The sequence below is a fragment of the Nannocystis punicea genome, from assembly GCF_026965555.1.
Lineage (GTDB): Bacteria > Myxococcota_A > Polyangia > Nannocystales > Nannocystaceae > Nannocystis > Nannocystis punicea.
In genome coordinates this window covers 12,410,728-12,435,299 of record NZ_CP114040.1, presented here as the reverse complement: position 1 = coordinate 12,435,299, position 24,572 = coordinate 12,410,728, and the positions used below count along the sequence as shown (strand labels likewise).

Sequence of the window (24,572 nt, the reverse complement as noted above, 5' to 3'; positions counted from 1 at the left end):
TTGCTTCGGGCGCGGGCGGGCTGCTAGCAGGGTAGGGCCATGCGGATCCCCCTCGTCGCGTCGCTCACCCTGTTGGCCGCCTGCGCCCCGCCGCGAGCGGCGAAGCCGTATCCGAACGCCGAGCCGCCGGCGGGCGAGGCGAACGGCGAGGCCGGGGCCGAGGTCGGCGTGGTCCGCTATTTCGACCGCACCGTCGACCTCGCGCCGTTCCTCACCGGCTTCCCCTATGTGCAATGGATGCCGAGCCTGCGCACCGACAAGCTGTTCGTGTTGAAGACCGGCGAGCGCTACGAGCTGCAGATGCTCGACCTCGCCGGCGACGCGGCGAAGAGCCTGACGCAGGCGGTCACCGTCTCGGACGTCGACTGGTCGCAGCGCAGCCTGTGGCGCCTGCACCACCACGCCGCCAGCGACACCGTGTGGCTGCACGCCGATGCTCGCAATGACGAGCACATGAATCTGTGGACCCTGAATCTGAAGACAGGGTCTTTGGAGCAGGTCACCGATCACGATTACGTCTACGGATTCGGCCTCGACGATGCCGAATCGCAGATCGCCTACCTCCCGCGCGCCGGTGCGGCGCCGCCGTACCGCACCTGCCTGCGGGTCATGGACGTCGCCAGCAAGGCGGCGCGTGAGGTCGTCTGCGATACGCCTGCACTGTCGTTCACATGGTCGGTGCCGCGGTTCTCGCCCGACGGCCGCGAGGTGTACTTCGCCGCCCAGGTCGACGGCGACCGCAACCGGACCCAGCTGGTCGCGGTCGACTTGACCGCGGCGCGCCCGGCGGTGCGGGTCGTCACCGACCCCAAGGTCACGCGCACCGACGCCGAGCTGCTCGAGGGCTGGCTCGACGCCGACACCGGGCTGCTGCTCGCCAACGACGACGGCTACCGCAACCTCTACAGCATGTCCCGAAAGACAGGCGCGGTGAAGCAGCTGACCCGCTTCACCGAGGACCTGACCTCGGCGTCGATCACCGACATCGGCGTGGTCGGCGTGCACCGCAGCCCGCTCGGCTCGTCGCTGGCGGTGATCGACCCGCGCGGCGGCAAGGTCCTGGCGGCGCGTCCGCTGCCCGGCTCGGCCGACGTGCTCGAGGGCCGCGACGGCCGCGTGATCTGGACCCACGAGGCGCCCGACCAGTACTTCGAGCTCAACGTCCAGCAGGTCCTCGCCGACGCCCAGGGCCCGGCGTTCAGCCGCGGCTGGAGCGTCGGCCTCACCGACGCGGTGCGCGACGCGGTCGTCCAGTGCAAGGCCGAGCGCGTGAAGATCCCGACCTTCGACCGCGACAAGGCCACCGGCAAGCCGCGGGAGCTGCACGCCTTCGTCCTCACCCCGCTGCGCCCGCCCGCCGACCCGGGCCGGCGGCTCGCCCTCATCGAGGCGTTCTACGGCGGCGAGAACCGCTACAGCACCTTCGACCACGTCATGTGCGCGGCCGGCCTGACGGTCGTCTCGCCGACGGTGCGCGGCGGCGACGGCTTCGGCAAGGCGTTCGCGGCCCTCAACGACCGCGACCTCGGCGGCGACGAGATCGTCGACCTGTTCCACGTCGCTCGCTGGGCCGAGCGCACTCTCGGCCTGGGACCGGCGCAGATCGGCGTGTTCGGCGGCAGCCACGGCGGCTACGCGACCATGCGGGCCCTGACCTTTCCGCCAGGTACCAAGGGACATAACGACCGCTACGAGTTCGGCTTCGGCCTGGCGCACGCCGGCTTCTCCGACATCAAGAGCTTCCACGACCAGTGCAACATCCCCGACTGGGTGGTGCTCGAGAGCGGCGACCCGAGCCGGCCCGAGGACCTGGCGCGCATGAAGGATCGCAGCCCGCTGAGCCACGTCGACCTGCTCGCGGCCCCGCTGCTCCTCACTCACGGCAGCAACGACTGGCGCGTCCCGGTCGGTGAGTCGCGCGCCTTTTACGAGAAGGCCCGCGCGCTCGGCAAGCCGGTGACGCTCGTCGAATTCGCCGGCCAGGGCCATCACATCGAGGGCCTGGGGCGGATCGCCGAGCTCTATCAAGCCCGCTTCGACATGTTGCAGAAGGTCGCCGCGCCGCCGGCCGGGGCCGCGTCCGCAAGCGCAGCAGGCCTCTGAGCGGACGAGTCTGCTACGTCGTTGTGGAGCGCGTCACTTGACGCGTGGCGATGAGCTTTTTCGCTCCTTTCTGGCCCACCTGCTCGGGTGCCATGTTAGGGTGCGGCGGAAAGGGCGCCTGGCGCCCATCAGAAAGGCACTGACCTATGATTCGCAACTTCTTCTTCTCGATGACGGCGTTCAGCCTGCTCGCTCTCGGCGCCTGCGGTGACGACGGCAAGACCTCCGACACCAACGTGCAGGAGACGCTGGGCACCACCGACTCGACGACGAACGGCACGACCGAGCCGGGCACGACCGAGCCGGGCACGACCGACGCCACCGCCACCGAGGGCACCGGCACCTCGATCACGGGCGACGACCCGACGACGACCTCCCCGGCGACGACGGTCGAGCCGACGACGGTCGAGCCCGAGACGACGACCGAGCCCAGCACGACGACGGAAGAGCCCGGCACGACGACGGAGGAGCCCGGCACCACGACCGAGAGCACCACCACCACCACGACCGACGGCACCACCACCGACGACGAGCTGATGCAGTGCCTCGAGAACGTGAACCCGGGCGATCCGTGTGGCGAGTGCGCCTGCACCGAGTGCCTCGAGGAGCTGCAGGCCTGCGAGGCGGACGCCGGCTGCACGGCGATCCGCGAGTGCGCCCAGGAGGCCGGCTGCGGCGGCATCGACTGCCTCGGGCCGTGCGGCGACATCATCCAGATGAACGGCGGACCGTTCGGCCCGTCGGGCATGCTGGCCCAGCAGATCGGCACCTGCGTCGACCAGCAGTGCCAGGGTCAGTGCTGAGCCCCGGCTCGCACCCCTCGCACCGGGCCTGAACCCTCCGGTGCTCCACACCGGCGCAGCCCCTGCGCCGGTGTTTGTTTTCGCCCCCGGGCGAGGTCACATTCGCGCCTCCCGCGCGATTTTGACCGGCGCGGATGCGAGCGGATATCGTCGAGCCCACATGGTCCGGCTCCCCCTCGCCGCCCCCGTCCTCGCCGCGTTCCTCGCTGTTCTGGCCGCCTGCCGCCAGGACGGCGGCGGCTCCACCATGGTCACCGGAGTCACGACCGCGGTCACCAGCGTCTCGACCGGCACCGCCGAGAGCTCGACTTCGAGCAGCGCGAGCAGCGGCAGCGAGGGGGCGAGCGGCAGCGCGAGCGAGGGCGAGAGCGGCAGCAGCACGACCTCGACCACGAGCACCGGCGAGGCCGCGAGCAGCAGCACGAGCACGACGAGCACGACCGCGACCACCGGCGACGAGACCACCACCGGCGAGACCGGCAGCACGACCATGCCCGACCCGGTCGAGGCCTGCCTCGCCGAGGTCGACCCCGGCGACGAGTGCAGCGAATGCATCTGCACCGCCTGCCTGATGCTGTGGGATGCCTGCCACGCCGACCCCGGCTGCACCGCGATCCAGCAGTGCGCTCAGATCAACGGCTGCTACGACCTCGAGTGCCAGGAGCCGTGCGAGACGACGGTCAACCTGTGGGGGGGCACCGAGGGCCCGTCGTATGGCCTGTGGAAGCCGCTGACCGGCTGCCTCAAAGCGACCTGCCGCCCGAAGTGCCCGTGGTGACTTCGGGACAGGCCGATCTTCGGCTGGCGCAAGATGTCCTTCAGGCCACATGGCTCGACGGCCTCGAGAGCGGGCCTTGCTTGAGAGAGGCGCGCCCGAAGACGCGGGCCCAGAGACGCGGGCCCGAAGACGCGGGCCTGAAGACGCGGGCCCGAAGACGCGGGGCCGTGGAGGCCTGGGTGACGGCGGGCACGGAGCGGCGGAGCGGGTCCCTCGCCACGGCGGGGCCCTCCCAGGCAACGTGCTCGGCGCCCTTCGGCTTCGAACGTGATCTGACCTTGAGGACATGTTCGTATGCGTTTCGCGGACGATGGCGCCTGCGCGCGGTTGCCTGCGGCCCCTCCCGCCTGCGTCCCACTCCGCCGCTCCGTGCCCGCCTGGGGAGAGCGTCGCCGGCCCCGCTTGTCGTCGTGCGGGGAGGGTCGACGCCTGGCGGCGAGTGCGGCGCGACCAACAGTGGACAGCAGCTCGCGCAGGTCGTGAGCCGTGCATGCCTCGCATGAGGAAGCGGCGGGGCCGACTCGGGCGCAGACCGCCTGTCCTGTAAGACATGCGGCCGACCAGGCCTCACGCAGACCGGCGTTCACGCGCGTGAGCGCGAGGCCTGGTTGCCTGTCCTTCGGGACAAGGTCGTGAGCCCTGCATGCCGCGGATGAGGAAGCTGGCGGGGCCATATCGCGACGCAGGTCGCATGTCCTTTGGGACATGCGTCTGAGCCAGGCCTCACGCAAATCGGCGTTCACGCGTGTGAGCGCGAGGCCTGGTTGCCTGTCCTTCAGGACAAGGTCGTGAGCCCTGCCTGCCGCGCATGATGAAGCGGGCGGGACTGGCTCCGGCGCGAGAGCAGGCCGCATGTCCTTTGGGACATTCGGCCGACCAGGCCTCACGCAGTCTGGCGTTCACGCGTGTGAGCGCGGTGCCATGTCGCCTGTCCTTCGGGACATGCAGCCAGACGTGACCCTCACGGGTCGTAGGCGCAGCGGAAGCCGAGGTCGGGGCGGCGGTCTTTCACGTCGCGCAGGCGGCGGGCGGTGGTGCGCACGTCGGCGTCGTCGGTCGACAGGAAGCCGCCGCCGCGGGTGGCCCGGCGGCCGGTGTCGGGCCCGCCCCAGCCGATCTGCTGCTCCTCGCCGGTCTGGTAGGAGATCTCCGCGCTCGCGGTCCACTCCCACACGTTGCCGGCCAGGTCCGCCAGCTGGCCGCGGCCGCGGCCGGCGCCGTAGCTGCCGACCCGCGCGGTGCCGACCTCGCCGTCGCTCTTGTTGTGTAACTTGAGCCATGTCTCCGGGGGCATGTCCTTCAGGCCATGCTTGAGCTCGGGCTGCAGCCGCGTCCGCGCCCGCGCGCACTCCTCCCCGCAGGCGTTGACCAGCCGCGGCCCCGGCTCCTGCTCGCCCCAGGCGTAGGTGCGCTCCTGCTCGCCGCCGCGGGCGGCCCACTCCCACTCGACCTCGGTCGGCAGGCGGCCGCCGACCCACTGGCAGTAGGCGGCGGCCTGGTTCCAGCTGATGCAGTTGACGGGGTGGCGCCGCCTGCCGCCGCGGTCGCCGTTGCACTGCGAGCTGGCCCACTCGAGCTCGGCGCTCGAGCTCTTGTAGCGGGCGCTGGTGGCGGCCTCGGAGCAGGGGCCCTTGGCGGCGCAGGCGGCGTAGTCGGCCACGCGCACCTCCTCGCGGTCGAGGCAGAAGTCGGCGACCTCGACCTGGCCGCCGACGCTGGCGCGGAAGCGGCCGCCCTCGACCAGCGCCGCGTCGCCCGGGCACACCTGACGGGCCCGCGCCGCCGCGACCTCGGCGGGCTCGCGGATCGCCTCGACCTCGACCCGCAGCAGCGCCCGGCAGCGGCTCGGCGGGCCGTCCTCGCGGTCGTCGCCGCAGGACCCGAGGTCGCCGTCGCTGCGCACCAGGCCGCGCGCCGCCGACGAGCCGGCCCCGCCGCCCATGTTCATCCACTTGGCCTCGCCGCGGATCTCCGCACCTGCCTCGGAGGACAGGCGAAACGCCCCGACCGAGAGCCCGGAGATCACGTGCGTCGCCCGCTCGCAGTCGCCGCGCAGGTCGACCCGCGCCGGCCGCCCGTGCCCGCCCTGCCAGCGGCCCACCACGGTCATGCCGAGAGTCAGCGCCCCGTGGCGCTCGAGCTCCGCCTCGAGGTTGGCCGCGCCGAGCGGGATCTTGGCGTACAGGTCGTCGGCCCGCTTGAACAGGTAGTCCTCGCGCTTCGGCTGCACGCCCTGGTAGCGGTAGCTGCCCGGCGCAGTGCAGCCGCGCAGCAGCTCCATCTCGCAGCCCGCGTAGCGGACCGCGACCATCCGCTCACCCTCGGCCACCAGGGTCTCGAGCTCGCTGCGGTCGTGCGCGGGCCACTCGATGATCAGCGGCCGCGCGTGGCTGCGCGCGACCCCGCAGCGGGTCTGATCCTCCGGCTCGTAGCTCGGCGTCTGCGCCATGGCGCTGGCGAGGTTGGCGTTGCGACAACCTGGCCCTACGGACAGGAGAGCGGCGAACCCGAACGCGAGCGCGGCCGGACGGGGGGCGGACACCCTGCCAGCGTACCTCAATCGCGCGCGCGGCGGACCGCCAGGACGGCCCGGTCCATCGCCCCGACGCCGTCGCCGGGGAAGGAGCGCCAGCGGACCCGCCCGCCGCGGTCGAGGACCAGGGTGGAGGGGATCTTGTCGACCCGGAAGCGGGCGGTGAGCACGAGACCGCTGTCGTGGACGACCGGGAAGTCGACCCCGAGCGCGCGCACCATCGCCTGGGTGTCGCCGGCGAACTCGTCGGCGCCGATCCCGATCACCGCGACGTCGCGCTGCCGCGCGGCCCAGCGCCGGACCTTGGGCAGGTGCTTCCAGCACGGCTCGCAGTAGCGGGCGAAGAACTCGACCACCACCACCCGGTCGCGCAGCGCCGCCAGGTCGACCACCCGCCCGTCGAGGCCCCGCCGCGAGAACTGCGGCGCCAGCTCCCCGAGCAGGCTGGTCGGCGCCGACGGCGGCATCTCCGACGGCCGACAACCCGCCGCCGCCGCCACGAGCCCCAACACCCGCCGCCTGCTCCAAGGCATCACTCTCCTGTACCGCGAACCAGGCCGCCCGCGAAAGCCTCTGCGTGACGGATCCGCCCGACCAAGATGTCCCTTCGGACAGCTCACGAGCGGCGCGCGCCCGACCCTGACCCTCCGGCAGAATCACCGGTCCAGGCCGCGCCAGTAGCCTCTATTGTGCCCATCGCGCAAATTTTGCGGATACGGATCAGGCTCTGGCGAGGGCCCCCGGCGTGCTAGTGTCGGCGGCCTCACCCGATGTTGGCACCCGAGGCGCTCGACTTCAGCCGCGTCCCCCCCGAGCTCGGCAGCCACGTCGGCTGGCTGTGTCTGGCGGTGGTGGTGGCGACCCTGGCGTGGGCGGCGACGCGGATGGAGTGGATCCGGCGCAGCCTGCTCGCGCTCGAGGACCCGCGCATGTTCGCGACCTTGAGGATCGGCACCGCGCTGATGACGATCCAGTGCTTCTGGAACCTGAAGCCGTACTGGCGCATGTTGTGGAGCGACGAGGGCCTCTACGACCTCGACGAGATCCGCTCGCGGTTCGGCAGCTCGGCGCTGCTCGGCTGGACCCCGGAGGACGGCTTCCTCGACAACTGGGCTGTCCTCAAGTACCTGTGGGGCAAGCACTCGCTGTTCTACTTCTGGTCGTCGCCCGACGGCGTCGATTGGGTGATGTACGCGATCTTCGGGGTCCTGCTGCTGTACGCGGCCGGCGTCCTCTCGCGCCTCACCGGCGTCCTCTCGTGGCTGCTGGTGTGCAGCATCTACAACCACAACGGCCTCTACCTCGAGGGCACCGACACCGTGTACCGCACCCTGTGGTGGGTGCTGATCTTCGCCCGCACCGGCGACGCGTGGAGCGTCGACAACTGGGTCCGCTGCAAGCTGCTGCGGCGCGCGGGCAAGCTGCAGGAGGTCGGTGAGCCGGCGCAGCCGGGCAAGCAGCCGGTCTACCGCCTGGTCCCGAGCTGGCCGCGCTACCTCATCATGGCCCAGCTGGTGGCGATCTACACCGCCACCGGCATCGTCAAGACCGGCAACGTGTGGGTCCAGGGCGACGCGCTCTACTACGCGCTCAACATGGACCACTTCTACCGCTTCGAGGACTGGACGCAGCAGGTCTCGGCGGTGTTCGGGACCAACCTGTTCCGGCTGATGACGTGGGTGACGCGCTGGTGGGAGGAGCACTTCGCGATCGCCATGCTCGGCGCGATCCTCGGGTTCCAGCTGCGCCACCGCGACCAGCCGTGGTTTGTCGCCCAGGACCGGCCGTGGCGCCGCTGGCTCGGCCGCCTCGCGCTGGTGCTCGGCTACCTCGCGCTCTACCGCATCAGCGTGCTCGCCTACCCGTACGTGGGCGAGCTGCCGAAGAACCAGCCGGAGCAGGCGGCCGCGATCGTCAGCGCCGGGGTGTTCCGGGTGCACATCGCCATGGGCGTGGTCGTGCCGCTGCTGATCGCGGCCTGGTTCGCGCTCGGGCGCTGGCCGCTGCGCGTGCGTCGGTGGACGATCGATCAGGCGTTCGTGCAGCGGTGGCTGCTCGGGCGCCGGCTGTGGCTCGGCCTCGGCGTCGTCTTCCACGGCTTCCTGATCCTGTTCATGAACATCGGCATGTTCCCGTTCATCATGCTGATGGTCTACGTCGCGTGGCTGCGCGGCGAGGAGATCGCCGCGGCGTTGCACTGGCTGTGGCGGCAGGCCCGGCGCACCGGCCTGCGGCGGATCCTCCCGGCGAGCGGCGAGCAGTGGTTCGGCCCGGCCCAGCGGCCCGAGGACCTGCCCGCGCGCGGCCGCACGATCCCCGACGCGATCGTCGTGGTCCTCGGCCTGCTCCTGCTGGCGATCGTCTACAAGCGGATCGGCGGCGATCGTGACGTCGGCACCCTCGTCTACGCCTGGCTCGGCCTGGTCGCCGCCGTCGCCGTGGTGTTCCGCCTGTTCGCCAGGCCTTTGCGACATGTCTTCAAGGGCATGTCCGAAGTGCCACGCAGCGCGGCGCCGGGCGGTGCGCCGGGGCTGGCCGGCGGCGCGCTCTACCGGGCGGTCGCGCTCGGCTGCGTGACCTGGCACTTCAGCGCCGTCGCGCTGAGCCTGTTCCCGAGCAGCAACGTGTTCAGCTCGTGGCGGTCGGGGGCGCGGGCGGTGTACGGCAGCTACCTCAGCGTCACCGGCACCTCGCAGAGCTGGAACATGTTCGCGCCCAACCCGCCGCGGGCCAACACGTTCATGAAGACGGTGGTGGTCCTGCCCGACGGGACCCGCTGGGACATCGGCTACAACAGCTACAGCTACCGCCCGTTCCCGTGGATCTGGAACGACCGCATGCGCAAGATGCATCGGCGCATGATCGGCAAGGGCAAGTCGTACCTGCGGCCGTGGTCGTTCTTCGTCTGCCGCAACTGGTTCATCGACTACGGCACCCCCGCGGCCAGGGTCGAGACCTGGCGGATCACCACGAAGATCCCCACCCCCGAGCAGGTCGCCGCCAAGGGCTGGTATCGGCCCAAGGACCTCAAGGCCAGCTACGAGCTGCTCGAGACCCACACCTGCCTCAAGAACGGCCAGCTGCCCGCGGTCCTGAAGCAGCGCTACGGCGTCGAGCTCGACGAGGCCGACCTCCGCGAGCTCGAGGCCGCCCAGGAGAAGCAGGCCCGCCAGGCCGAGCAGCGCCGCCGCAGCTGGGCCTCCCGCCGCGACTGGGGCGGCAGCCCCCAGCCCCGCACCACCAGCGTCGCCACGCCTGCCACGCCCGCCGCGCCTGCCGCGGCCGAGACGCCGGAGCCCGCCCGCGGCGCCGAGGACGAGGGAGGTGGCGATGGCGAGTAGAATCTTCGCGAACGCGGCGGCACCCCGCCGCGGCGCCGGGCCGCCGACGCGCGGGGGGCCCGTCGCAATGGACGGCGAGCGCGACTTTATTAAACTTGGACTTTCGTGATGGTGTACGGGACATGTCTTGAGGGACAGTTCGTTTCGAGCGGCGGCCGAGCAGGACCTCGTGGGGCCGCGAGCGAGGCTCGACGAGCGACGAGGACGCACGGGGCACGTCGTCGCGCGCCGGTGGTGGGCAGAGCATGCCCCAAGGAGCATGTCCCATGAGTCATCCGGCAGAGCAGCCCGCGCCGCGGCTGGCCGACGCGCTGCTGCGGGCGCCGCCTGCCCGGGACCCGTCGGACGAGCCGTGGGCCTATCGCGGCTGGGCGGCCGTGTTCGTCAGCCTGTTCATCCTCTATCACACGGTCGCGCTGCTGCAGCACACCACCCCGTCGGCCGGGCTGGCGGAGCGGTTCAATCGCAAGCTGGCGGGTCTGCTGCACGCGGGCGCGTACATGCGGGCCACCTCGAGCGTGCAGAGCTGGGCGATGTTCGCCCCGAACCCGCACCGGACCAATCAGTTCTTGCAGGTGCGGGTGGTGACGAAGGACGGCGGCGAGCTCGACCTTTTGCACGACATCTACGGCCGGCGCGACTACCCGTACTTCTTCTACGACCGCATGGGGAAGATCAACCGGCGGCTGCTCGAGCAGGAGCGCTACCAGTCGCCGTACGCCGCGTGGGTCTGCCGCGAGTGGGCGCGCACCCACGGCGGCGAGGCGCCGGTGCGGGTCAACTTCACCAAGATGTGGACGAAGGTCCCGCACCCGTCGAAGGCGATCGCCACCATGGGCTTCGACCCGTTCGAGCTCAAGCTGTACAAGGAGGCCCTCAAGGGCTTCGACTGCGCCACCACCCCGCACGCGCAGCTGCCCAACGACATCCGCGCCCGCTACGGCTTCCCGCTGCTGCCGGAGGACGCCTTCGTCGCGATCGACGAGAACACCTGGCGCGACCGCGCCGACGCCAAGGCGCGGATCCTCGAGCGGCGACGAGCGACCGACGCCACGCGCGCCCAGGTCCGCGCCGAGGGTGGCGGAGCCGAGGGCGCGCCGGTCGAGGAGCCGCCGCCGAGCGAGGGCGGCGGCAACGAGGGCGGCGGGGCCGAGGGCGCGCCGGTCGAGGAGCCGCCGCCGCCGAACGAGGTCGGCGGAGCCGACGGGGGAGGTGACTGATGCTGGCCGCGCTGCTCGCCCCGGCCAAGGCGCCCGCGGTCGACCTCTCCGCGCACATGTCCCTTGCGACAGGTGCGCTGTGGCTCGGCCTCGGCTGCGCGCTCGCGTTCTTCCTCGTGCGGCCCGAGCTGTGGCGGCGGCTGTGGCTCGAGCGGGTCGACCCGCGGCCGGCGGGGCTGTTCCGCATCGCCTTCGGCGTCGTCGTCCTGTGGACGCTGCTCGACCTGATCCCGCTGATGCGGTTCTTGTTCACCGACGAGGGCTTGTGGCTGCCGGCGATGGCGCGCAAGAACTACGGCGGCGAGCTGCGCAAGCTGTGGGACCCGGAGCACGGCTTCGAGCACTGGTGGAGCGTCGTCCCGGCGCTGTGGGCCAAGTTCTCGCTGTTCCACCTGCGCGCCGACCCGGCCTTCGTGTGGGCCGTGTTCGCGCTGACCTGCGCCAGCGTCACCGCCATGATCCTCGGCGTCAAGACGCGCCTCAGCACGCTGCTCAGCTGGTTCCTCGTCAACACCTTCTACAGCTACAGCCCGGTCTTCTACAGCGGCGGCGACACCGTCCTGCGGGTGTTCCTGTTCCTCGGCCTGCTCACCCGCTGGGGCGAGGCCTACTCGCTCGACACCTGGTGGCGACGCAAGCGCGAGCTGCTGGCCGGCAGCGTCGTCGTCCCCGCGCTGCGGCAGATCCCCGCGTGGCCGCTGCGGCTCATGATGCTGCAGCTCGCCATCATCTACTGCGCCACCGGCTCGCTCAAGAGCGGCCTCACCTGGTTCGACGGCACCGCGCTTTATTACGCGCTCAGCCTCGACCACTTCTACCGCCACCCGGCGCAGATCCAGATCGCCACCTTCCTGCACATGATCGGCTTCCTGCCGCTCTCGACCTGGATCACCAAGGCGTGGGAGACCCTGTTCCCGCTGGCGCTGGTCGGGGTGGCGCTGCGCCGGTACGAGCGCGATGTGTCCGCAGGGACATGGCCCAAGGTGCAGGCGTGGCGCCGACTGCTGTCGTACGCGCTGATCGCCGCGGTCATCGGCGTGCTCGCCTACGTCGGCGGCCTGACCGCCTGGTACTACTACAGCCCGGGCGAGGCCCCGGTGCCGATCACCCGCGAGCAGGCGCAGGCGCTGGTGGTCGCCGGCGTGCTCGCGTTCCCGGCCCTGCTCGTCGGCAGCTACGTGTGGCTGCGAGCCCGCCGGCCGGGCACGCACGCGTGGGTGCTGCGGTGGCTGTGCGGCAAGCGCTTGTGGCTGGGCGTCGGCGTGATCATGCACCTCGTGATCGACGTCGTCATGAACGTCGGCACCTTCGTGCAGGTGATGCTGGCGGTCTACATCCCGTGGCTGTCGGGGGCCGAGGTCGACGCGGTGTGGCGGACGCTGATGTCGCGCCCGCTGGCCGAGGGCGAGGGCGATCGGCCGAAGCGCAAGCCGGGGCTCCAGGCCTCGCTCCTGCGCCCGCTCGATCGCCTGCGCCACCGCGGCCCGCGCGAGCCGTACGTCGTCCACCACGCGGCCGACGAGGCGTCGATCCGCCGCGTCGCTCTGCTGCGCATGTGGGACCTCGGCGCGCGCTTGCACTTCGAGACAGATTCGGCGGTGCCCGCGGGGGCGCTCGTCGTCACCGCGCCGGGCGACAAGACGCGCCAGGCCGGGGCCGAGGCCGGTCGCGCGCTCGTGGCGATCCTCCCCGGCTTCTGGTGGCTGTACCCGTGGTGCCTCGCGCCCGGCCTGCGCGCCCTGGCCGGGCGGGCGGTGCTGCGGACCTTCGACTTGCGCTGAGCCGCGCGCGCGGGCAGCCTGAGAGGGCCACGCCCGCTGCCGGGAGTCCCGCGCGCGCCTGGCTGTCTCGATGAGTGAAAACAAGAAGTGCAAGCACCTGCTCACCCTCGGGGTGATCATCGAATACGACGAGCCCGACGACGACGATCGCCAGTACCGCGAGATCACGAGTCGCATCGAGCGGGCGATCGACGACGCCCTCGGCAAGGGCGAGGACGACTTCGACGACCAGATCGGATGGGTCTCCACCCGTTCGGGGCTGCTGGAGGAGGACCCCGACCGGAACTGCGGCCGCTGCTGCGAGTGCGGCGGCTGGGTCACCGATCGTGAGCGCTCCGGGGCGTTCGCGGCGCTGGCCCACGGGATCTTCGAGCACGGCCGGTGGATCTGCCGCGACCACCTGCCGAACCATCACCCGCGCGGCTGGCACTTCCTCGAGTACGACTTCGCCTCGGTGGCCGGTCGCAGCCTCGAGGCCAGGGTCGTGGAGCTCCTGCGCAGCTCACCCGACCTGACCCTGCGAGAGCTCGCGCCGATGCTGCTGCGGGTCCCCGGCCTGCGCGAGCTGACCCTCGAGCAGATCTTCGAGCCCGACCACAGGTTCGGCACGGACGACGCGGTGGCGATGCTGCCGAGGGGCGCGGAGGCGGCGGTGGCTCGCTACCTGTGCGAGGCGGTGGAGGCCGCCCACGGCATCGACAGCGGGGAGGTCGGCCTTATCCTCACTTGCCAGAAGATCGCCGACAACGCCGACATCTCGAGCAAGGCCGCGGTGCTCGGGCTCAACGAACTGAGCGGGCGTGGCCTCGTCGAGTTCTACCTCGGGCGGATCGTCGTGCCGGACGTGGCCCGGCTACGCGCCCGGCGCGACGAACTCGCTAGGCGCTAGCACTACGACCTGTCGATCCTCCCTCGTCGCTCGTGACGGAGCGCGAGCGAGGATCGCAGCCTCGATCACTGCGGGATCGTGCAGAAGTTCTGGGGCGACAGCCACGCGAGGATGTTGACCCAGAACTGCTTGATCTGCGGGATCTGCTGCCACTCCGAGTCGAACTCGATCCACTCGTCGCCGAAGATGAACAGCTTGCCGTCGTTGCGGACCTGTGCCACCGCGACCGGGCCCTGCGGCAACGTGCCGATCACCTCGTTGGTGGCCACGCCGTCGTCGGTGATGTCGACGTAGAGGCCGCCGTAGAACGACACCGAGGAGATGCCCTCGGTGATCGGGTGCTGGGCCCACTGCGTCACCGGGCCGCTGAAGAAGCCCTGGCTGTTGTTGTAGGCCAGGCCCATCGGCGCGATGATCGAGTTCGGGCGATCGACCACGGTCTGGTTGTTGGTGTGGCCGGTCATCGACATCAGGCCGCCGCCGCCGTCGACCCAGGTCTTCATGATGGCGGCCTCGTCGGCACTGTAGTTGCGGACCAGCCAGTCGAGGATGACGATGTCGTACTTCTCGAGGGTGACCGCGTCGATCGGGGTGTCGTCGAGGGAGATCCGGTCGACCTGGGTGCCCTGGTCTTCGAGCCAGGTCTGGAACTCCGACGAGGGGTTGGCGCCCTCGTTGCCGAAGATGGCGATGTTGAGGCAGTCGCAGATGCCGTCGCCGCCGACGTCGACGTCGTCGACGATGCCGTTACAGTCGTCGTCGAGGTCGTTGCAGGTCTCGTCGCCCGTGGGGATGCATTCGGGGCCGGTGGTGCTGCTGTCGCCGGTGCTCGAGGTGCCCGGCTCGGTGGTGCCGAGGGTGGTGTCGGGGCCGTCGGTGGTGTCGACCGGGTTCGTGGTCGAGGTGGTGTCCGGTTCGGTGGTCGTCGACGTCTGCGAGGTCCCGGTGGTCGAGGTCGGGTCGCCCGTGGTCGGCAGCGAGGTCATGCTGGCCGAGCCGGTGCCGTCGGTCTCGCCGCTGTCGCTGTCGCTGCCGCTCGCGGTGATCGTGCCGTCGGTGGCGGTGGAGGTCGGGCCGAGGGTCGCGTCGGAGTCGCTGCCGCCGTTGGAGGCGGTGACGTTATTGTTGGTGTCGCCGCAGCCCGGGGCGGCGAGGACGATCGCGGCGCCGAGCAGCGCAGAAAGAGGACCAAACCAGGTTGTCATGCGCATCGATGGTAGCGAGTGTGCCGCCGCGTTGCGACGCACTCGCTCGCGCGTCGCCGCGCGCACGCACGCGACGTCCTGCGCGCGGGGGGGGCGGCCCGGGAGGACGCTCTGCCTGCGGAATCGTGCAGAAGTTTTCGGGTGACGACCTGCCGTTTATCCAGGGTTGCGGATCGGCGTCGCTGCGGACGGTGTCGACCTCGAGTCGCACGCGAACAGCTCGCGTGAAGGGGGTCTGCGCGGCGACGACCGGGCCTGCGAGGTCGCGACGATGCGTTCCTGTTGTTGCCGTCCGCGAGGATGTCGACGCAGAGATGCCGGGCTGAACGGCGCGATGTCCTCGTCGATCGAGTTCGCGCGGACAGGTCGGCGACTGCGTGACGCGGCCCGCGAGCACCTCGTCCCTCGTTGCCGAACAGGGCGAGGCCGAGGTGTCGCGGATGCGGTCGCCACCGCCTCGCTTTCGTGACGGCATCGTCGAGTTCGTCGCAGGTCGCCTGCGCCGGCCGTTCGCGTCGACGCTCAGCCGAGGTCGCGCAGGACGATCTGGGCCGCGTTGTAGCCGCACATGCCGTGCACGCCCGCGCCCGGGTGTGCGTAGCTCGAGCACAGGTAAAGACCCTCGACCGGCATGCGGTGGCGGAAGTACGGGAAGAGCGGGCGGAAGACGAGCTGGCGGTGCCACGCGTTCGAGCCGCCGCCGAGGTCGCCGCCGACGAGGTTGGCGTCCATGGCCTCGAGGTCAGGTGGGGCGACGATCCGCCGCGCGAGGACGGTGCTGCGGAAGCCCGGCGCGAGGCCCTCGATGCGCGCGTCGAGGCGGTCGGCGAACGCGTCGGCGTGGGCCTGCCAGCCGCCCGGGGGATGGCTCGGCACGCGCGAGTACGCCCACAGAGTGTGCTTGCCGGCCGGGGCGCGCGTCGGGTCGAAGAGGCTCTGTTGACCGATGACCAGGTAGGGGTTGTCGGGGAGTTCACCGCGACGGACCTGGGCGGTGAACCGCTCGAGGTCGTCGAGGCTGTCGCCGGCGTGGACGACCGCGGCGCGCCTGGCCTCGGGGACAGACCACGGGACCGGCGAGGACAGCGCCCAGTCGACCTTGAAGGTGCCCCAGCCCTGGGGGAAGCGCTCCATGAAGCGGACGACCCGCGCGGGGACGAGGTCGCGCGCGACGAGGTCGAGCAGCAAGGAGGCGGCTGCAGTGTCGGCGAGGACGGCGCGACGAGCCGCGCGCAGCTCGGTGCCGTCGGCGAGGCGGACGCCGACGGCCCGGCGACCTTCCGTGAGGATCCGTTCGACCCGACTGGCGAGGCGGATCTCGCCGCCGTGTCGCCGCAGGTCGGCGACCATGGCGTCGGCCAGCGCCTGCGCCCCGCCGCGCGGGATCGAGTAGCCGCCGGTGGTCGCGGTCATGCCGAGCATGAAGCCGAGAGCGGCGCCGAGCGGGTCGCGGGGGCCGACGTCGACGTGCAGGGCGAGGCCCGGCATGACCCGCCGCGCCGCCTCGCCGCGGAACAGCCGTCGCGCCAGACCTGCCCCCGAGGACAGCAAGATCCGCGCGAGCTTGAAGATCCCGAACGGCAGTAACTTCAGGACAGGTGAGAGCGTCGGCAGCGTGTTGAGGAGGATCCCCAGCACCGCCGGCTCGACGCCGCGGTACCAGCGGGCCAGCGCGGCGAAGGTCTCGCCGTCGCGCGGGTCGCCGAAGTGGCGGGCGGCGAGGTCGAGGTCGCGGCTGATGCACGCGACCGAGCCGTCGGGCGCGGGGTGACAGCTGTCGAACTCGGCGAAGCACAGCTCCACGCCCTGCTTCTCGAGGTCGAGCGCGCGGAAGGCCGGGCTGATGCGCGGGAACGGGAAGAAGGCGGCGCCGACGTCGTGGACGAAGCCGGGCAGGGTGCCCTCCTCCGAGCCGAGCGCGCCGCCCCAGCGCCGCGGGTTGGCCTCGCACACGAGCACGCGCAGGCCCGCGCGCGCGAGCATGCATGCGGCGACCAGGCCGTTGGGGCCGGAGCCGATGACGATCGCGTCGGGGTCGCCGGCCATGGTGCCCTCACTGGTCCCAGGTGGCGCCGGCGCTCGGGGTCTCGAGCAGCGCCTCGACGTCTTCCATGGTGAGCTTCTTGCCGGCCGACACGTCGCGGCCGAGCGCGCTCTCGGCGACCTCGCGCTTGCGGGCGCCGAGCTCGACCATCTTCTGCTCGACCGAGTCCTCGCAGACGAGGCGGTAGACCATGACGGGCTTGTCCTGGCCGATGCGGTGGGCGCGGTCGGTGGCCTGGTCCTCGACGGCGGGGTTCCACCACGGGTCGAAGTGGACGACGGTGTCCGCTTCGGTGAGGGTGAGGCCGGAGCCGCCGGCCTTGAGGGAGATGAGGAACACGGGCGGACCGGACTTGGTCTGGAACTGTTGGACCAGCTCCTCGCGGTTCTTGGTGCCGCCGTGCAGCCAGAGGTAGGGGATCTTCAGCTCGTTGAGGGCGTCGCCGAGCAGCTTCTGCATCTCGACGAACTGCGAGAACACCAGGACCTTGCGGCCGGAGCCGACGCAGTCGGCCATGAGCTCCTTGAAGGCGTCGAGCTTGGCCGAGGGCGGCAGGGTCGAGGCGTCGGGCAGGCCGAGCAGGCGGGGGTCGCAGCAGACCTGGCGCAGGCGCGTGAGCGCGGCGAGGATCGTCATCTGCGACTTCTCGAGGCCGACCTCCTCGATGCGGCCCTTGATCTCGTCCTTCGCGGTCTTGAGGATCCGGTTGTAGAGGCCGAGCTGGCTGCGGCCGAACTGCACGAACAGCGTCTGCTCGGTCTTCGGCGGCAGCTCCTGGGCCACGTCCTCTTTCTTGCGGCGCATGACGAACGGCCGGATGCGCGCGCGCAGGGCCTCGAGCGTCTTGGTGTCGCCGTCCTCGATCGGGCGCACGTAGTTCTTCTGGAAGTCGGACAGCTTGCCGAGGAAGTTGGGCGCGAGGAAGTCGAAGATGGCCCAGAGGTCAGCCAGGTGGTTCTCGACCGGGGTGCCGGTGAGCGCGAGGCGGTGCTCGGCGGTCAGCTGCTTGGCGCTCTTGGCGGTGGTGGTGGCCCAGTTCTTGATGTACTGCGCCTCGTCGAGGAGGGCGTAGCGCCAGCGGATCTTGCTCAGCTCCTCGATGTCGCGGCGCAAGATGGCGTAGGTCGTGACGACGATGTCGGACTTCTTGAGCAGGCGCCGGTTCTCGGCCCGCTCGGCGCCGTGCCAGGCCATGAGCGAGAGGCTCGGGGCCCACTTCTTGACCTCCTGCTTCCACACGCTCAGCACCGAGGTCGGGCAGACGATCAGCGTCGGCGCGTCGCCCTCCTCCTCCTTGGCCTTGGTCAGCAGCGCCAGCGCCTGGACCGTCTTGCCGAGGCCCATGTCGTCGGCCAGGATGCCGGTCATCTGGTTCTCGTGGAGCTGCCACAACCACGCGAAGCCGGAGCGCTGGTACTCGCGCAGCTTGGCGGTGAGCGTCTTGGCCCGCTTGGGCGCCTTGGCCGAGCGCTCGCCGGTCATGTTCTCCATCAACCGCTTGACCTCCTTGGCGACGTCGGCCGAGGGCACGGCGCCGAGCAGGCGGGTCAAGGTGCCGAGCTCGAGCGTGCTGATCTCGGCGTGGCCCTGCTTGTCGAACTCGATCGCCCCGGCGGCCTCGGCGATGGGCTGGAGGATCTGCGGGTCGAGCTTGGCGACCGAGCCGTCGGCCAGGGTGATCCACCGCCGGCCCTCGTGCAGCCAGCGCAGGAGGTCGCGGAAGGAGATCAGGTCCTCCTCGCCCTCGACGTCGACCACCGCGTCGAGGTCGAGCACGCTGCCCTCCTTGCTGCGCACGGCCAGCCGCGGGGTCGGCGACTTGCTGCGCACGCGCGGCAGCTGCGGGACGCGCTTCTCCCAGGTCTCGGGCAGCAGCGGGATGCCGACGATCGTAAACTCGACGGCGGCGTCGCCGGTGGCGATGAAGCCGTCGGCGTCGGGGTTGTACTTGAGGCCGAGGTCGGTCAGCGTCTTGCGCGCGACGGCCTCGCCCTCGACGTCGCGGTAGAAGCTGAGCGGCTGGTCGCCGAGGTTGATGGTGTAGCGCGCCGACTCGGGCTCGCTGCCGGTGATGCCGAGAGTGACGTTGCCGTAGCGGGCCGCCAGGGCGACCTTGATCTGCGAGGCGTCGCCCTCGACGGTGGCGATGATGGCGTCGATCTTGCGCGAGTCGGAGGCGAGCGCGAACAGGTCCTGGTGCGGGACGCCGACGGTCTTGAGCGACTCGCTGAGGGCGTCCATCGCCTGGGCGCTGACGCGGGCGTCCATGACGATCCGCGGCTGCTTGGCGACCGCCTCGAGCACCCACGGCGGGGTGTCGGGGACGAGGAAGACCTCGGCGGTCTCGGGCACGAGGAACCACGTCGGCGCGCCGACGATGATGCGACCCGCGGGGACCTCGAGGTCGCGGCCGGTGCTGCGCTGCTCGAGGAAGGCGTGCAGGACGACGCTGTTGTCGCTGGGGCGCGGCTCGGCGCGCACGCGCAGGGTCAGCGGCTCGGCGGCGAACTGCAGCTTGCCGACGCCCTTGAGGCTGACGGTGCTGCCGGCGCGGGCGAAGTAGAGGAGGCCCGAGAGCGCCATGTCGTCGATGACGTGGCCGCCGTCGTCGGCGTCGTCGACCTCCTGCGAGAGGTAATGGTGGATGACGCGGTCGGCCGGGCTCATGCCCTCGTAGCGGCGCCGGCTGACGACCGGCGTGCCGCCGCCGCGGAAGGCCATGACGTGCCAGTTGCCGCGCCGCGCCTCGATCGTGTAGCGCTGGGCGTTGGCGCCGGTGCCCGTGACCTCGGCGGTCCACGGGTTCTGCGTCATCGTGATCTCGCCGCCGGCCTGGTACTGCTTGCGCAGCGCGAGCGCCAGCGCCACCGCGTGGTGGCAGAACTTCTCCCAGCCGTCGGTGAAGGTCGGGCAGTCGCACGTCGCCTCGACCGCGCCCGACTCGAGAAATTTGATGGTGGTCGCGTGCGGCTGCGGATGCGTCCCCTTGACCTTGCCTTTGAGACAGTTGCCGGCGAAGACGATGTCGTTGACGGCCTTGGCCTCGAACAGCTCGACGCCGGCGGCGTACGCCTTCTTGCTGGCGATCTTCGCCAGCGACTCCGGCTCGAACAGGGGGAGGAACGCTTCGAGTGTGGACACGCAGATCCTGGGACGATGACGGGCCTGACACGGTCGGCCACGCCTCGGCAGCCGGACCCGCGCGGCGAGCGAAGTCGCCGAGAGCTCCAACAAGCACGGGCCCGACGGCGACCGCGGCGAATACACGCCAGGTCGGCGGAGGGTCCGCAGGTGCTTTAACACGGGCCGTTTCGCGGGTCCACCCCCAATCTCGCAATCGGCCGCATTTGCCTGGCAGCCGGCGCCGATCGCCGCTACGTCGGCCGCTCGCAGCGCGTTCAGGGGCCGCTCCAGGGGTGTTTCGCGGGGGTCGAGTCCGTGTGTGCGCTGACGCGGGCGATGGCGTCGACTGCGGGCGTCGTATGCGGCGAATTGCGCGCCAGGCGCCCCGCTGTTATCCCTCCGCGCAGTGCAGGGCGAGAACCTCTTTAATCCCTCCGACCCGGGCGTGCGCCTGCTCGCCCACGCGGTCCAGGACCTGCCGCCGGAGGCGCTTGCGCTGGTATTCGGCGGACCGTTGCCCGGTCTGCGGCCGGAGGCCACGCGCTGGGCCATCGATGTCCGCGAGCAGTCCGCGGAAGAACCCGCGGCGCTGGTCGCTCCGTGGGCGGTCGACACCACCCCGCGCTTCCGCGCCGCCGCAGTGTGGCCCCGCGCGCACCTCGGCAAGGACTTCTCGGAGGCCTGCCTGGCCCTCGCCGCATCGGTCCTGCTGCCCGGCGGCAAGCTCCTGTGCGCCGTCCGCAAGGACAAGGGCGCGGCCTCGCTGGCCCGCACGATCGCCGCGCTGCTCGGCTCGTGCGAGACCGCGGAGCGCGACCGCGGCTACCACCTGCTGGCGGCCGAGAAGTCGGACCGCTTCGACGCCAAGGCGGCCGCCGAGCTGCTCTCGGTGCGCTACGAGATCGCCGAACCACTGCTCGGCGAGGTGCCGCTGCTGTCGGCTCCCGGGGTGTTCTGCCGCAAACACCTCGACGACGGCACGCGCGCGCTGCTGACGACGCTGGCCGCGGCCGAGCTGCCGACGCCGCGGCGAGTCGTCGACCTCGGCGCGGGCATCGGACCGCTGGCGCTGTGGGCGGCCCGAAGATGGCCGAAAGGACATGTCCTCGCGGTCGAGAGCAACGTGATCGCCGCCGGCCTGGTGCGCGAGAACGCGGCCCGCCTCGGCTGCGAGCGCGTCGAGGCGCTGCTGTCCGACGGCCTGCCCGCGGCCCACCCGTGGCGCGGGACGGTCGAGCTGGCGCTGGTCAACCCGCCCACCCACGCGCCCCCGGAGGCGTTCGCGGCGCTGGTCGAGCCCCTGCCCCGCTGGCTGCGCGAGGGCGGCGAGGCGTGGTTCGTGGTCAACCGCTCGGGCCGCCTGGTGCAGGTGCTGAAGGACACGCGCGCGCAGATCGAGACGCACGAGGTGCCGGGGTTCTGGGTCGTGCGCGCGCGCTGGCAGTGAGGGGCAGGGTGTCCTTCGGGACAGGTCGCGACGGTGGTCGCTGCAGAAGAAATGCGAGCTGCGCGGTGCTGTGGCCGAAGCGGGCGGCGCCGCCACGGCCTGGCCTCCGGGACAGGTGGCGACGGTGGTCGCTGCAGGAGATGGGTGATGCGTCTGGCCTGGTCTTGAAGACAGGTGAGCGAGCTGCGCAGGCCGCGGCTTCGAGCAGGAGGTGCGCGGTCGTCGTCGAAGAGCGAAGGCGCTGCCGTGGAACGGGTGACGGCGAGGTCAGTCGTCGCCGAAGAGGGAGCGCTGCTGCGGAATGGGTGGCGGGTCAGTCGTCGCCGAAGAGGGAGCGCTGCTGCGGCCTGGCCTTGGGGGCAGGTTCGGCGCGCATGGTGGCCTGGGCAGGGAGCCGCGGGGGATCGGTGTTGAAGCCGAGGCGGCGGGCGTGCACCGCGAACAGCTGCTCGATGGCCTGCCAGCGCGGGCCCTCGCCGTCCATGCGCCGCCCGAACTGGGCGTTGTTGAGGGCGCCGCGGCGGACGTCGCGGATGGCCGAGAGGACATGCGCGTGGCGCAGCGGCTCGGCCTCCTTGAGGCGGCCGTCGAACACCGGCAAGACCTCGGCCGGGAGGCGCAGCAGGGTGAGGAAAGCGTTCTGCGCCCCGCTCTCGCGGGCGCGCGCGAGGATCTGGGGGATCTGGCTGTCGTTGAGGCCGGGGATGATCGGGGCGATGGCGACGCCGGTGCGGATCCCCGCGGCGCTCAGAGTGGCGAGCGCCTGGAACCGCTTCGACGGCCGCGCCACCGAGGGCTCGATCCGCCGCGCCATCGCCTCGTCGACGAAGGGGATGCTGATCGTGACCGAGACGCTGGCGCGGCGGTTCAGCTCGGCCAGAACATCGACGTCGCGGGCGACCAGCGGCCCCTTGGTGATGATGCCGACCGGGTTGGCGAATTCGATGCACGCCTCGAGGCAGCGGCGCGTCAGCTCGTAGTAGGCCTCGAGCGGCTGGTAGCAGTCGGTCACGCCGCTGAAGGCGAGCAGCTCGCGGTTCCACTTGGGGTGGGCCAGGAACTGCCGCAGCAGTGCCGGCGCGTTGACCTTGACGACGATCTTGCGCTCGAAGTCGGTGCCCGCGCCCCAGCCGAGATACTGGTGCGTGGGCCGGGCGTAACAGTAGGCGCAGCCGTGATAGCAGCCGCGGTACGGGTTGACGCTGTAGCGGAACGGGATGTCGGGGCTGTCGTTGGTGGCGACGACGCTGCGCGCCTCTTCCTCGAAGACTTCGAGGCCGGCCGGCGGCGGCTCGCCGAAGTACTCGACGTGCGTCGACAGCCACGGGTTCGGCGGGTTGTCGACGGGACGCGGCACGGGCGGGGAGCCTAGCAGGCGGACGTCGAGGCGGAAGCGGCGAGACGAGGATGCCCTCGTGGGGGCGTGTGGCGTGTGGCGCGGCTGCCGCCGAAGATTGACGCCCGGCGGAGTCGAACCGGTGCGTCCCGGGCGAGTCGGCGACGGACGGCGAGCGGCGGAGATGCAGGGAGTTTCGACGGTGCCTGAGCGGAAGGATATGTCCATCTGCCCGCGGTCGCGCGATGGTGTCGCGAGGACAGGCTCTTTGGAAGATTTCGTGGCGGAGTTTGACTCATCTGGCCCCGGGGACACGTTGCTGGCATCGGCGCGCGGGCTCACGCTGTGGCGAGAGTCTGTCTGCCCGCGGTGATGGTGTCGCGGTTGCGAAGACATGTCCTTTAAGACATTCATTGCGTGAGTCGTGATGTGCCTGGCCCCGGGGACAGGTTTATGTCAGCGAGGGCATCATCACGCGGGCTACGCCGTGGCGAGGGGTCTGTCTCCCCGCGGTGACGAGACGGCGGCGAGCATGAGCTGCTCCGACGCCTGCACGGCCACGTCCTTCGAGACATTCTTTGCCTGGCGTCACGGCGGACATGGCCCATGGGACATGTCGCCAGTGGCGAGCGCATCAGCCTGCGAGCTCACGCCGTGGCGAGGACCAGCCGCGCCAACTCCCGCGGCAAGTGGGAGAGGCCGAGGTCGCCGAGGACGCTCAACTTGCCTTGATGGTGCCAGTAGAGCAGCGGCGAGACGGGGCCGGGGAGCGTGCGGTAGGCGTCGCGGGCCCAGCCGGCCATGAAGCGGAGCGTGTCGCCCAGGCATTGCGGCGCGGCCTCGGGTTCGGCGCACCAGAACTGCCGCAGGCCCCAGGCGACCAGAGAGCGGCGGAGACGACGCGCGCCGGGGGCGATGAACAGGGCGGTGCCGCGGGCCGGGAACGCGACGACCGTGCCGACCGGGCCCGGCGGTTGACCGAGCAGCGCCTCGAGCTCGAGCACCGCGGCCGCGGTGTCGGGCCGACCTGGCCCTCCGAGCATGTACGCATGGACACCTTCGGAGGGAGCAGCCAGCGCGAACTCGAGGCGCTCGTTGCAGGTGCCGAGGCGCGCGCGATGGAACAGGCCGGCAGGGCCGAGCCCCGTGGCCGCGAGCTCGCGGCGATCGGGGATCTCGATCTGCCCACCCGACACTGCGGAGGCGACGAGCTCGCACAAGCCGGGGGCGAGCTCGCGGACGAGCGCCCCGGGGTGACGCGCGCACTCGGACGGATCGACCAACAGGGCTCGCAGGGCCGGCAAGGCACAGTCGCGGGCCGCCGCGCGGGGCCTCGCCGCAGGCGAGGCGAGCGGACGCGCCGCGGCGCCGGAGCGGATCGCGGGGGCCGGGGCACGGGCGGGCGGCCGGGCGTCTGCTGCGGGTCTGGCCGGCGGGCTCGAGCCGTCGGCGAGCACGGGAGCGATGCGCGAGGCAGGGCGTGATGTCGTGGCGGCCGCGAGGGCTCGAGCCCGGGCAGGCGCAGCCGGCGACGGGCTTGCTTCGCCGGTACGCGCTCGCACAGGAGCGGCTGCGGGCAAGGAGCGCGTCCTCTTTGCTGAAGGCAGCCCCGCGAGCCGAGCCTCCTCGGGTGAATCGTGTGAGCGGCCGGGCGAGGATGAGTCGGCGACCTGACCCAGGGCGGGCGCAGGTCGCGAGGGCGCGGCCGAGGCCCGGGCGAGCGCATCGCGGGAGGATGAGTCGGCGAACCGAGCCGGCTCGGGCGCGGGTCGTGAGGGCGCGGCCGAGGCCCGGACGAGCGCATCGCGGGAGGATGAGTCGGCGACCTGACCCGGCGCGGGCGCAGGTCGTGAGGGCGCGGCCGAAGCCCGGGCGAGCGCATCGCGAGAGGATGAGTCGGCGAACCGAGCCGGCGTGGGCGCAGGTCGTGAGGGCGCGGCCGAGGCCCGGGCGAGCGCACCGCGAGAGG

Annotated in this window: 15 protein-coding genes; 8 read left to right on the top strand and 7 right to left on the bottom strand. The window is 71.4% G+C overall.

The genetic code is table 11. The features are described 5' to 3' along the window. The first annotated feature begins 39 nt into the window (after positions 1 to 39). From O0S08_RS47860 to O0S08_RS47850, 3 genes are all read left to right on the top strand, one after another. On the top strand, positions 40 to 2,103 hold the full coding sequence (locus O0S08_RS47860; protein ID WP_269036255.1) for a S9 family peptidase: 2,064 nt from the start codon (positions 40 to 42) through the stop codon (positions 2,101 to 2,103). A gap of 146 nt (positions 2,104 to 2,249) precedes the next feature. Continuing rightward, positions 2,250 to 2,906 carry a hypothetical protein gene (locus tag O0S08_RS47855; RefSeq protein ID WP_269036254.1) on the top strand — a complete coding sequence of 219 codons (657 nt, stop codon included), beginning with the start codon at positions 2,250 to 2,252 and terminating at the stop codon, positions 2,904 to 2,906. A gap of 160 nt (positions 2,907 to 3,066) precedes the next feature. Then, a complete protein-coding gene (locus tag O0S08_RS47850; protein WP_269036253.1) occupies positions 3,067 to 3,684 on the top strand; it encodes a hypothetical protein in 618 nt (205 codons plus the stop codon). Positions 3,685 to 4,645: 961 nt separating this feature from the next. Here the strand turns inward: O0S08_RS47850 and O0S08_RS47845 are convergent. Beyond that, entirely contained in the window at positions 4,646 to 6,226 is a 1,581-nt protein-coding gene (locus O0S08_RS47845) for a formylglycine-generating enzyme family protein (protein ID WP_269036252.1), read from the bottom strand. Between the two features lie 14 nt (positions 6,227 to 6,240). Beyond that, positions 6,241 to 6,750, bottom strand: coding sequence for a TlpA family protein disulfide reductase (locus O0S08_RS47840; RefSeq protein WP_269036251.1), 510 nt, complete (start codon positions 6,748 to 6,750; stop codon positions 6,241 to 6,243). A 237-nt stretch (positions 6,751 to 6,987) separates the two neighbouring features. On the opposite strand from O0S08_RS47840, the gene O0S08_RS47835 reads away from it, so the two are divergent. The 4 genes from O0S08_RS47835 (at position 6,988) to O0S08_RS47820 (ending at position 13,448) form a co-directional block, all read left to right on the top strand. Then, positions 6,988 to 9,558 carry an HTTM domain-containing protein gene (locus O0S08_RS47835; protein WP_269036250.1) on the top strand — a complete coding sequence of 857 codons (2,571 nt, stop codon included), beginning with the start codon at positions 6,988 to 6,990 and terminating at the stop codon, positions 9,556 to 9,558. Between the two features lie 266 nt (positions 9,559 to 9,824). Continuing rightward, positions 9,825 to 10,778, top strand: coding sequence for a hypothetical protein (locus O0S08_RS47830; RefSeq protein WP_269036249.1), 954 nt, complete (start codon positions 9,825 to 9,827; stop codon positions 10,776 to 10,778). Beyond that, positions 10,778 to 12,559, top strand: coding sequence for an HTTM domain-containing protein (locus O0S08_RS47825; RefSeq protein WP_269036248.1), 1,782 nt, complete (start codon positions 10,778 to 10,780; stop codon positions 12,557 to 12,559). The genes O0S08_RS47830 and O0S08_RS47825 overlap by 1 nt, the downstream gene beginning before the upstream one ends. 70 nt (positions 12,560 to 12,629) lie before the next feature. Next, entirely contained in the window at positions 12,630 to 13,448 is an 819-nt protein-coding gene (locus O0S08_RS47820; RefSeq protein ID WP_269036247.1) for a cyclic nucleotide-binding domain-containing protein, read from the top strand. 65 nt (positions 13,449 to 13,513) lie between these two features. On the opposite strand, the gene O0S08_RS47815 is transcribed toward O0S08_RS47820, so the two are convergent. From O0S08_RS47815 to O0S08_RS47805, 3 genes are all read right to left on the bottom strand, one after another. After that, positions 13,514 to 14,653, bottom strand: a complete 1,140-nt coding sequence (locus O0S08_RS47815; RefSeq protein WP_269036246.1) for a DUF4350 domain-containing protein — start codon at positions 14,651 to 14,653, stop codon at positions 13,514 to 13,516. 522 nt (positions 14,654 to 15,175) lie between these two features. After that, positions 15,176 to 16,699 carry a phytoene desaturase family protein gene (locus tag O0S08_RS47810; RefSeq protein WP_269036245.1) on the bottom strand — a complete coding sequence of 508 codons (1,524 nt, stop codon included), beginning with the start codon at positions 16,697 to 16,699 and terminating at the stop codon, positions 15,176 to 15,178. Positions 16,700 to 16,706: 7 nt separating this feature from the next. Then, a complete protein-coding gene (locus O0S08_RS47805) occupies positions 16,707 to 19,838 on the bottom strand; it encodes a DEAD/DEAH box helicase (protein ID WP_269036244.1) in 3,132 nt (1,043 codons plus the stop codon). Positions 19,839 to 20,226: 388 nt separating this feature from the next. Between O0S08_RS47805 and O0S08_RS47800 the strand changes: the two genes are divergently transcribed. After that, positions 20,227 to 21,267 carry a methyltransferase gene (locus O0S08_RS47800; protein WP_269036243.1) on the top strand — a complete coding sequence of 347 codons (1,041 nt, stop codon included), beginning with the start codon at positions 20,227 to 20,229 and terminating at the stop codon, positions 21,265 to 21,267. 313 nt (positions 21,268 to 21,580) lie between these two features. Here O0S08_RS47800 and O0S08_RS47795 read toward each other — a convergent pair whose 3' ends face one another. Both O0S08_RS47795 and O0S08_RS47790 read right to left on the bottom strand, forming a co-directional pair. After that, positions 21,581 to 22,624 (bottom strand): PA0069 family radical SAM protein, encoded by a 1,044-nt coding sequence (locus O0S08_RS47795; protein WP_269036242.1) that lies wholly within the window; start codon positions 22,622 to 22,624, stop codon positions 21,581 to 21,583. Between the two features lie 626 nt (positions 22,625 to 23,250). Next, complete coding sequence (locus O0S08_RS47790; RefSeq protein ID WP_269036241.1) at positions 23,251 to 23,907, bottom strand: hypothetical protein; 657 nt, start codon at positions 23,905 to 23,907, stop codon at positions 23,251 to 23,253. Positions 23,908 to 24,572 lie beyond the last annotated feature (665 nt).

Coding starts and splice junctions, on each gene's coding strand:
- O0S08_RS47860 (WP_269036255.1), top strand. CDS start 40: ATGCGGATCCCCCTCGTCGCGTCGCTCACCCTGTTGGCCGCCTGCGCC.
- O0S08_RS47855 (WP_269036254.1), top strand. CDS start 2,250: ATGATTCGCAACTTCTTCTTCTCGATGACGGCGTTCAGCCTGCTCGCT.
- O0S08_RS47850 (WP_269036253.1), top strand. CDS start 3,067: ATGGTCCGGCTCCCCCTCGCCGCCCCCGTCCTCGCCGCGTTCCTCGCT.
- O0S08_RS47840 (WP_269036251.1), bottom strand. CDS start 6,750: ATGCCTTGGAGCAGGCGGCGGGTGTTGGGGCTCGTGGCGGCGGCGGCG.
- O0S08_RS47835 (WP_269036250.1), top strand. CDS start 6,988: ATGTTGGCACCCGAGGCGCTCGACTTCAGCCGCGTCCCCCCCGAGCTC.
- O0S08_RS47830 (WP_269036249.1), top strand. CDS start 9,825: ATGAGTCATCCGGCAGAGCAGCCCGCGCCGCGGCTGGCCGACGCGCTG.
- O0S08_RS47825 (WP_269036248.1), top strand. CDS start 10,778: ATGCTGGCCGCGCTGCTCGCCCCGGCCAAGGCGCCCGCGGTCGACCTC.
- O0S08_RS47820 (WP_269036247.1), top strand. CDS start 12,630: ATGAGTGAAAACAAGAAGTGCAAGCACCTGCTCACCCTCGGGGTGATC.
- O0S08_RS47815 (WP_269036246.1), bottom strand. CDS start 14,653: ATGACAACCTGGTTTGGTCCTCTTTCTGCGCTGCTCGGCGCCGCGATC.
- O0S08_RS47810 (WP_269036245.1), bottom strand. CDS start 16,699: ATGGCCGGCGACCCCGACGCGATCGTCATCGGCTCCGGCCCCAACGGC.